The following is a 9,386-nucleotide window of genomic DNA, read 5'->3' on the forward strand; positions in this document are numbered from 1 at the left end:
GGGAGGGGTGGAGGGAACGCGCTGACGGGGGAGCCGCAGACACCGCAGAAACGGTCGCCCTCCTCAAGGGGCTCCGCGCAGCCGGGGCAGCCAGACAGCCGATGCATCGACATCAATCACACCCACGTCCGGGGGCGGAAACGGTTGGCCCGCTCCACCAGTTCGATCCTGTCCTCGCCCCGCTGCGCCAGCCGCGCGAGAACGCGGTACGAGCGCTCCAGGCCGAAGCGCAGGCCCTGCTCGTCGAGTTGACTGCCGAGCAGCGTGGTGCGACCGGGGTCACTGCCCCGGCTACCCGACAGTACCCAGTCCAGGGCCAAGCCCAGAACCTCGGTCGACAGCCGTTCGTGGCGCACCGCGTCGAGACCGAGCCGCTCAAGTGCCTCCACCTGCACGGCAGCTGCCGTCAGGTCAGGCAACAGGGCCTGTTCGGGAGAGCGGTCGCGCAGACGTGCCCGTACCGCTGCCACCCGTGCGGCCGTGTAGTGGATGGACGACTCCGGCACGGACTCCAGCGTGCGCACCGCCGCCTCACGGTCGCCGGTGGCCAGCTGGACCCGGGCCAGCCCGAAGGCCGCGCTCACGAACCCGGGGTCCGTGATCCAGACGAGCCGGTAGTACTCGGCGGCGTTGTCCAGCTGTCCCAGGACCTCGGCGCACAGGCCGAGCGCCAGCTTCGGCGCGGGCTCGCCGGGGAAGGCGTCGTAGATCGCGTCGAAGGACAGCGCCGCTATGGCGTCGTCGCCGGAGGCCAGCGAGGCGATGCCGCGGGCCCAGACGACCCGCCAGTCGTCCGGGTGGCGGGCCTCCAGGCCCGTCAGGACGGCGCCTGCGGCGTCCGGTTCACCCAGCTCCAGGTGCGCCCGGAGCTCCCGCAGCCGCAGTTCGGCCGAGTCGGCGGGCGCCGCGCGCAGGGCGGCCCGCAGGTCGGCGGGCGCGGACGCGAGCAGCCCGGCCAGGAACCCGGCATTGGGGTCCCCCGCGTCGACCAGCGGCACGGGCAGCGCCAGCGCCACGTCCCGGGCGTCGAGCGGCGCCAGCCGGGTGAGCGCGGGCAGCGCCGGCGCGGGAGCCGGGTGCGACGAAGGGGCCGGGGCGGCGGCAGCCGCAGGGGCAGGGGTCGGAGCCGGCCTCGGAGCCGGCACGGACACGAACGCGGCGGGGCTGCCGCTCCGGTGGGTCGCCTCGGATCCCAGCGGTGCCGCCGCGGCGGCGGGTCCCGGCGCGGGAGCCCCTGAGGGCCCCGCCGCGGCCGCTGCCGTCACGGCCGGGGCGGCAGCGGACCCGCGGGCCCGACCACCCCGGCCGCGACGGCCGCCGCCCCGCCCCACTCGGCCGAGCCGGGCGGACCAGCCGCCTCCGCCGGCCCTGCGCCCCGTCACCTCGCGGACGCCGAGTCGGGACACCTCCGCGCCGGCCGGGTCCGCGAACAGCCGCGTGTCCGGGACCCGGGTCTCCGGCCCGAACAGCGTGGACAGCTGCGGCCGCGGCGTGCCCGTCTGGAGGGCGACGACCTCGCGCAGCACGCCCGTCAGCTGGTCCGCCATCTCCTGCGCGGACGAGAACCGCCGGTCCGGATCCGGGTCGGTGGCCCGTACCAGCAGCCGGTAGAAGGACTCGTACCGCTGGAACACCTCGATGTGCTCGGGATCCGGCAGGGAGTCCGCAAAGACGTTCGTGTACCCCTGGAAGTCGAAGGTGAGGACGGCCAGGGTGCGCGCCACCGTGTACAGGTCCGAGGCGACGGACGGGCCGAGCTCGGCCACCTCCGGCGCCTGGTAGCCGACCGTGCCGTAGATGGCCGACTGGTCGTCGTCCATCCGGCGCACCGCCCCCATGTCGATCAGCTTCAGCTGGTCCTGCTGCTGGATCGCGTTGTCGACCTTGAAGTCGCAGTACAGCAGGTTGCGGCTGTGCAGGTGCCCGAGGGCCTCCAACGCCTCGATCCCGTACGCGCAGGCCTGCTCGACCGGCAGGGGGTCGCGGCGGCCGTCGGGCCGGCGCCGGTCGTTCGCGATCTCCTTCAGCGACTTGCCGCCGACGTACTCCATGACGATGTAGCCGTCCAGCGAGCCGGTCCGCTGGTCCAGGTGCTCCACGAAGTTGTAGATCCGCACGATGTTCGAGTGCTCGATCTCGGCGAGGAAGCGCCGCTCCGATATGGCGGCGGCCATCGCGTCCTGGTCCCCCGTGTCCAGCAGGCCCTTGAGCACCACCCACCGGTCGGCGACGGCCCGGTCCACCGCCAGGTACACCCAGCCGAGGCCGCCGTGCGCGAGGCAGCCGGCCACCTCGTACTGGCCGTGCACGACGTCCCCCGGCCGCAGCTTGGGAACGAAGGAGTACGGGTGCCCGCACTTGGTGCAGAACCCCTCGGTCCGGCCGGGCCGTTCCCCGCGGGCCCGGCCCACGGGGGCCCCGCAGTCCGACCGCGAGCAGAACCGCTTGCGCTCCGGCACCTCCGGGTTCCGCAGCACCGCCGTCGACGGGTCCGGGCGCGGCACCTCCGGCATGTTGACCAGCCCGGCCCCGAGCCTGCTGCGGCCCGAGGAGCCGGACGACGGGCCCGAACTGCGCACCGACACCGAGCGGGTGGACGCGACCCCCGGCAGCCGGCCCGACACCGAGCGCCGCGAGGACGAGGAGCGCGACGACCGCGAGGAACGCGCGGAGCCGGAGGAGCGGGAGGAACGCGCCGAGGACGAGTGCGAGTTCGACGAGGACCCCGGCCGGCCCGAGCCCTGCGAACCCCGCGGGTCGGCGTGGCGTGCCGGACTGGTCATCCCCGTCGGCGGCGACAGCAGCTCCTCCGCTCCCGCCGCGACGGAGCCGACGGGCGCCAGCCCGCACGTGTCGCAGTACAGCACGCCGCCGCCCATGTCCTCGTACGCCCCCGGGCAGCCGGGGCGTACGCACGCGGTTCCGGCCAGGCTCATGCGTCGTCCTCCTTACCCGGCCCCGCGGGCCGGTCCTGCTGCGCTGCCAGTGACTCGGCGGCCGCCTGCCGGTAGCGCAGCACGGCCTGTTCGGCGGCCCGCAGGTCGCACGGGGCGCTCCACAGCATCCGCCGGGCCGTGTCGTACCGCTCCGCCAGCAGCGGGTCCTCCGCCAGCCCGTGCCGCGCCACCTTCGCCCGGTACGCGTCCAGCCGCCCCCGCAGCTCGGCCCGTACTGCGAGCGGCGCCGTCACCGCGGTCAACGAGTCGCGGGCCCTGCGCAGTTCCTCCTCGGCCCGCTCCTCCAGCGCCTCCAGCAGCGGCGAGAGCCGGTGCCAGCGGGAGTTGCGCCGGTGGTCGGACGCGAGTGCCAGCTGCTCCTGCAGCGCGGTCGGCGGCCCGCTCACCACCGGAACCTCCGATGCCGCGATCTTCGCGAGCACCTCGGTCCGGGCCGTGCGCGCCTCCGCGAGGGTGCGGTCGGCCCGCGAGAGCACGTCCCGCAGTCTGATCAGCCGCTGCTCGGCATCCTGCCGGACCGCCAGCACCGCCTCGATCTCCCGGCGTACGTCCTCCAGCGCGAGCGCGGCCCGGTCGTAGCGGGTGGTGTCCGGGCGGCCGCCCCCGGGCGCCGAGCTGCCCGCCGCGGGCTGCCAGAACGCCAGCGGGTCGGCGATGACCCGGGCGCGGAGCTCGGTCAGCTCGGCGGTGATGGCCTCCAGGTCGTCGCCCGAGGGGTGTTCGCCAGGGCGGACGCCCACCGAGTGGGCCAGGGAACGGGTGCGGCGCAGCTCCGCGGAGAGCAGGTCGATCCGGGCGGGCAGCGCCGACCACACCGCGTCGGCGGCCACCACCACGTCCAGCGAGCTCGCGTACAGTTCGTTCACCCGGGCCACCAGCTCGGCGAGCGAGAGCCGCTCCGCCATGGCCGCGCCCTCCGCCCCGGCCCCGGCGATCAGCACGCCGGGCCCGCGCAGCCGCTCGGTCAGCTCGACCAGCTCCTCACGGGCGGGCCAGCGGCGCCGCTCCCGTATCTCCCGGGCGGCTTTCAGCGCCCCGCTGTAGGCGTCGAAGTACCTCCACAGCCGGGTGATCGCGGCCTCGGCGGCCGCCCACCGCTCCTGGGTGACCCCCGTCAGGCAGGCGCCCTCCAGGAGCCGGCGCCCGGCGTGGTCCTGGAGGGCGAGCAGCGAGGTTTCCACGGCCTCGTGCTCCGCGCCGAGCCGGGCCAGGGCACGGTCGACGTCGTCCCGGTTCATCACGGCCGAACCAGCCTCCACCTGACCTGCCCCCGCCTTCCTGCCGTCGGGATTCCCTTGCGCCACCGGTCTCAGTCCCGGTACTTGGGCGCGGGCGGCCCGGCCACACCGGGCAGCACCGGCTTGAGGTGTGTGGTGTAGGCCTGCATCCAGGGGCTGCCGTCACCGCCGGCGCGGTAGCCCTCCAGCACCTTGTTGACCCGCCGCACGAGGTCGGTGGCCTCCTTGTTCATGGCCACCCCGTAGAACTCCTTGGTGAACGGGGAGCCGACGAGCCGCACCGAGGGGTCCTGCGCCGCCTGGCCGGCCGCCAGCGCGTTGTCCGTGATGATGCCGTCCACCTCGCCCAGCTGCAGCCGGACCAGGCAGTCCAGCTGGTTGGGTACGAGGACCGGCACCGCGCCGTACGACTGGCCCTTCAGGGCCGCCTCGGCGGTGGAGCCGGCGGCCGTGCAGATCCTGCGGCCCTTCAGCGAGGCGTTGTAGCCGGTGATCGGCGAGCCCTTGGGGGCCAGCACCTGCTGCCCGGCCTCGAAGTAGGCGGTCGAGAAGGCGACGTCCTCCAGCCGCTCGCAGTTGATCGTCATGGTGCGGACCACGACGTCGACGCGGCCGTCCTGCAGCGCGGGGATGCGCTGGCTGGTGGGGACGGCCCGGTAGATGACGGCGTTCTCATCGCCCAGGATGTCCTTGGCGATGGCTTTGACCAGGGCGATGTCGAAGCCGTCGAGGCGGCCGTCGACCGGGTTGCGGTACCCCCACTTGAAGCTGTTCTGGTCGACGCCCGCGACGAGCTTGCCCGCCTTGCGGATCCGCTCGATCGCGGGCCCGTCCACGCCGGACGGGCGCAGGCTGGCCTCCGGCTCCGGGCAGGTGTCGGTGAGGGTCCAGGGAGTCTGCGGGGCGGCCTGCACCGCGTCCGGCGCGCCGACCACGGCCGGGCGGCCGCCGTCCGGGGACGCCTGGGCCAGCGGCAGCAGCACCGTCGCCGCCGTCACCGCGCAGGCGGCGGCCATCGCGCTGACCCCGCCCCAGCCGCGCAGCCGGCGCGCCAGCCGGTGCACCCCGGACGGGCGGGCACGCCCGGCGGCCGGGCCGCCGGCTCCGGTGCCCTGCCCGTCCCCGCCGCCGTCCTCGCTCACGCGTATCCGCATCGCCGTCACCTGTACTCCGAAAGCCGGCGCCCTATGCCGAGCAGGGCCGCGCCGGCGCCGACGACGGCCAGGGCAGCCGAACCCGTCGTCAGACCGCCCAGCGCGCCGAGCCCGTCCCGGGCCGCCAGGGTGAACTCCTGCTGTTCGTGGGCGAGGGCCTGCTCCAGGGAGGCGTCCACCCGGTCGAACGAGGCCCCGCTGCTGTCCTTGTGGTCCTTGTCCCCGATGACCTGGGGCAGCGCGTCCTCGTAGTCGCCTCTCAGGTCCGTCTCCCGGGCCGCCGCGTGCCGCTGCTTCCACTGCCGGACGGCGTCCGCCGCGCGGGCGACCGGCTCCCTGCCCGGGGCGTCGTCGGCGAGGCGCCCGGCCTTCGCCAGGCCCGCGTCCAGGTCTTTCATGTCGGCCGCGAAGTCCACGTCGTACTTGTCCGACTTCTTGTCCTCGGCCAGGACGGCACCCCGCGCGATCAGCGTCAGGTTCTCGTTCGCGCGGGCCTGGAGCGCGGCGATCCGCGCGTCGTTGAGGACCTTCAGGGACTCCTGGCCGTCCGTGCGCGCCTCGGCCAGTGCCGACCGCGCCAGCCCGTGCCCCACCGCCAGCCACAGCAGCACCGCCAGTGAGGCGGCGGTCGCCGCGACGAGGCCGTGGTTGAAGACCCGGTTCGTGTGCCGGTAGGTGCGGCGCTGCGCCCACACCAGCGCGGCCAGCGCGAGCAGCCCGGTGCCCAGCGAGGCCAGCGGCAGCGCGCGGGCGCTGTCGTGGTCCCGGTGGAGCCGGCCCGTCTCCGCCTCGTACAGCCGCTGTGCGGCCGGCAGGAGCTGGGTGCTCATCTGCTCGTTGGCGTGGCGCAGGTAGGCGCCGCCGAGCGGCAGCCCCTGCTTGTTGGTGGCCCGCGCCTGTTCCATGAGCCCGGTGTAGCGGGGCAGCTGCTCGCCGAGCAGCGCGATCTGCTTGCGGGAGTCCTCGTCCGCCGCGGTGTTGGCGGCCGCGCTCACCAGTAGCCGGGAGGCGCCCGCGATGTCCTCCTCGTACCGCTTGCGGACCTCGCGCGGCTCGTCCGCCCCGGCCAGGAAGCCGCTGGAGGAGGCCGTGTCGGCGTCCGCGAGGGAACGGTAGATGCTCGCCGCGTCCGCGCTCAGCGGCTGGCTGCGGCCCACCACGTCCTCCGCGGCGGCGACCCGGTCGGACACCTCCCACACGGTCACCACGCCGAACAGGAGCACCAGCGCGGCCAGCACGGCGCCGATGATGCGCAGCCGGCCGGGCTCGGTCGTGGCGGCGGCGCGCAGCCGCTCCACGCCCTCGGCCCAGGCGGTACCGGGCCGGGCCGGCCCGGCCGGGGGTGCCGCGGGCGGCCCCGCGGCCGGCCCGGCGGCGCCGCCGGACGCGTGCGCGCGTGATGTGATGGCCACCCTGACCTCCCCCTCGGTGCTGCCCCTCGCCTGAAATGCTTCGCTGAAGTATGGCCGGAAGGACGGTGGATCACAGCACCCGGTGCCGGATCCTGCGTGAACCGCCCCCTGTGCGCGCCCCCCGGCGCGCCCCCGCGCCTCTCGACCACCCCGTCACCGTCCATACGTGTGCCCGCCCGCCACGGTTCCAGACGCGGGACCGCCCCGGGCAGGTTCACCCGAAATGGGCACGCAGTTCCGCGTGTGCAGCGGGTGGCGCCCCCACTGCGTCCAGCCCCAGCAGCGCCGCCCCGAGCACCGGCGGGGCCGCCACCACCGACACCCTGGCCAGCGGTGCCCGTGCGGCCAGCCCCGCCCTGATCGGCCCGTCGAGCTGCGGATGCCCGGCGGTGAGGACTCCCCCGCCCAGCAGCACCGGAGCCTCCTGTGCGAGCAGGTCCAGCCGGGCCAGTGCCACCGACGCCATCGCCACCACCTCCTCCGCCTGCCGCTCCACGAGCGCGGCGGCCACCCGGTCGCCGGCCGCGGCCACCTCGAACAGCACGGGCACCAGCTCGTGGACCCGCCGCCACGCCAGGTGCCCCAGGTGCAGCGCCTCGATCAGGGCTGCCATGGAGCCCAGCCCGAAGTGGCCCGGCAGCGCCGCCGCCAGCCCGGTGCGCTCCCCCCGGCCGTCCTCGGCGCGCGCCGCCGACCACAGGGCCTCCCGGGCCAGGCCGCCCCCGCCGCCCCAGTCGCCGGAGATCCGGCCGACGGACGGGAACCGGGCGGTGCGCCCGTCGGGCAGCATGCCCGCGCAGTTGATGCCGGCCCCGCACACCACCGCCACCCCGCGGGGCGGCCGGCCCACCGGGAGCCCGGCCCGCAGGATCGCGAAGGTGTCGTTGCGGACCTGCGTGGCCGCGCCCCAGCCGCGGGCCGCGACCGCGTCGGCGAGCTGCTGCTCCTCCACCGGGAAGTCGGCTCCGGCCAGGCAGGCCGAGACCGTGTCGGCGTACGGGAGGCCGGCCGGAACCGCCCCGGCGGCCCCGGCCGGACCGGTCAGACCGGCCGCCCCGGCAGCCTGCGCGACGGCCTGCTCCAGTACGTCCACGGCCGCGCCGGTCCCGGTGAGCTGCGGCTGGAAGCCGCCGGCCCGCCCGGTGCCCAGCACCCTGCCGTCCGCCCCGACCAGGGCCGCGTCCGTCTTGCTGTTGCCCGCGTCGAGGGCGAGGACCGCGGCCCGCACCCCGGCGGACGGCCGCCTCACGCCCACGCCAGATACTCCTTGTTGTGCGCGAGGAGCCGGTCCGTCAGCCCCTCGGCCCGGTCGAACTGGCCGACCAGCGGGTGCGCGAGCAGCGCCCGGAACACCCGCTCCCGGCCCCCGCGCAGGGCCGCCTGCAGCGCCAGGTCCTCGTACGCCGTCACGTGCCCGATCAGGCCGGCGTACAGCGGGTCCAGCCGCGGCACGCCCAGCGGCACCGGCCCGGACCGATCCACACGGGCCTGCACCTCGACGACCGCGTCGTCCGGCAGGAACGGCAGCGTCCCGTTGTTGAGCGTGTTGACCACCTGCACGGAGCCCGCCGCCGTACCGCCGCCGCTCCCGGCGGCGCCGTTGCCGAGCAGTGCCGCCGCCAGGTCCACGGCCGCCTCCGAGTAGAAGGCCCCGCCGCGCCGGGCCAGCAGGGCCGGCTTCTCGTCCAGCGCCGGATCGGCGTACAGGGCGAGCAGCTCCCGCTCCATGGCGGCCACCTCGGCGGCCCGTGACGGCTTCCCGCCCAGTTCCCGGACCACCTCGTCGTGCGCGTAGAAGTACCGCAGGTAGTACGAGGGCACCGCGCCCAGCCGGTCCAGCACCGCGTGGGGGAGTCGCAGTTCGGCGGCGACGGCCTCCCCGTGGGCGGCGAGCAGTCCCGGCAGCAGGTCCTCCCCGGCCGGGCCGCCCCGGCGCACCCCCAGCTCCCACGTGAGGTGGTTGAGGCCGACGTGGTCCAGATGGAGGTCGGCCGGCGCCAGGTCCAGCAGTGCCGCGAACTTCCGCTGCAGCCCGATGGCCACGTTGCACAGCCCGACCGCCTTGTGCCCGGCACGCAGCAGGGCCCGGGTGACGATGCCGACGGGGTTGGTGAAGTCGATGATCCAGGCGTCCGGGTTGGTCCGCCGGACGCGCTCGGCGATGTCCAGGACCACCGGGACCGTGCGCAGGGCCTTGGCGAGCCCGCCGGCGCCCGTGGTCTCCTGCCCGACGCAGCCGCACTCCAGCGGCCAGGTCTCGTCCCCCAGCCGGGCCGCCTGCCCGCCCACGCGCAGTTGGAGCAGGACCGCGTCGGCGCCTTCGACGCCCGCGTCGAGGTCCGTGGTGGTGGTGACGGCGGCCGGGTGGTCCTGCCGGGCGAGGATCCGCCGGGCCAGTGCGCCGATGAGGCCGAGGCGCTCGGCGGCGGGGTCGATCAGCACCAGCTCGCCGAGCGGCAGGGTGTCGCGCAGCCGGGCGAAGCCGTCGATCAACTCGGGGGTGTAGGTGGAACCGCCGCCCACCACTGCGAGTTTCATGGTCACGTGCGCCGGCCTTTCAGTCGGGTCGAGAGGGGGTCCGGGTGACGCTTCGTCGGATGCCCGGAGGGCGGAGGGGGCGGAGGG

Annotated in this window: 7 protein-coding genes; all 7 read right to left on the minus strand. The window is 75.6% G+C overall.

Going from position 1 to position 9,386, the window contains the following annotated elements; all coding sequences use genetic code 11:
• Positions 1-113, minus strand: a 113-nt coding sequence (locus HYE82_RS39585) for a zinc-ribbon domain-containing protein (RefSeq protein WP_369009823.1), incomplete at its 3' end; no start/stop codon positions are given.
• Between the two features lie 3 nt (positions 114-116).
• Positions 117-2,936 (minus strand): serine/threonine-protein kinase, encoded by a 2,820-nt coding sequence (locus HYE82_RS29535; protein ID WP_179177248.1) that lies wholly within the window; start codon positions 2,934-2,936, stop codon positions 117-119.
• Positions 2,933-4,195: a hypothetical protein gene (locus HYE82_RS29540; protein WP_179177249.1), complete on the minus strand. Its 1,263-nt coding sequence runs from the start codon at positions 4,193-4,195 to the stop codon at positions 2,933-2,935. Before HYE82_RS29540 ends, HYE82_RS29535 begins: the two co-directional genes overlap by 4 nt.
• 71 nt (positions 4,196-4,266) lie before the next feature.
• Positions 4,267-5,211, minus strand: coding sequence for a glutamate ABC transporter substrate-binding protein (locus tag HYE82_RS29545; protein ID WP_256987873.1), 945 nt, complete (start codon positions 5,209-5,211; stop codon positions 4,267-4,269).
• 143 nt (positions 5,212-5,354) lie between these two features.
• The gene (locus tag HYE82_RS29550; RefSeq protein WP_179177251.1) at positions 5,355-6,647 is read right to left on the minus strand and encodes a hypothetical protein; all 1,293 of its coding nucleotides are present in this window, start codon (positions 6,645-6,647) and stop codon (positions 5,355-5,357) included.
• Between the two features lie 328 nt (positions 6,648-6,975).
• Positions 6,976-8,016, minus strand: coding sequence for a BadF/BadG/BcrA/BcrD ATPase family protein (locus HYE82_RS29555; protein ID WP_309144487.1), 1,041 nt, complete (start codon positions 8,014-8,016; stop codon positions 6,976-6,978).
• Entirely contained in the window at positions 8,007-9,299 is a 1,293-nt protein-coding gene (locus tag HYE82_RS29560) for a 6-phospho-beta-glucosidase (protein WP_179177253.1), read from the minus strand. Before HYE82_RS29560 ends, HYE82_RS29555 begins: the two co-directional genes overlap by 10 nt.
• Positions 9,300-9,386 lie beyond the last annotated feature (87 nt).

The organism is Streptomyces sp. BR123 (assembly GCF_013401435.1).
In the GTDB taxonomy this organism is placed as follows: Bacteria; Actinomycetota; Actinomycetes; order Streptomycetales; family Streptomycetaceae; genus Streptomyces.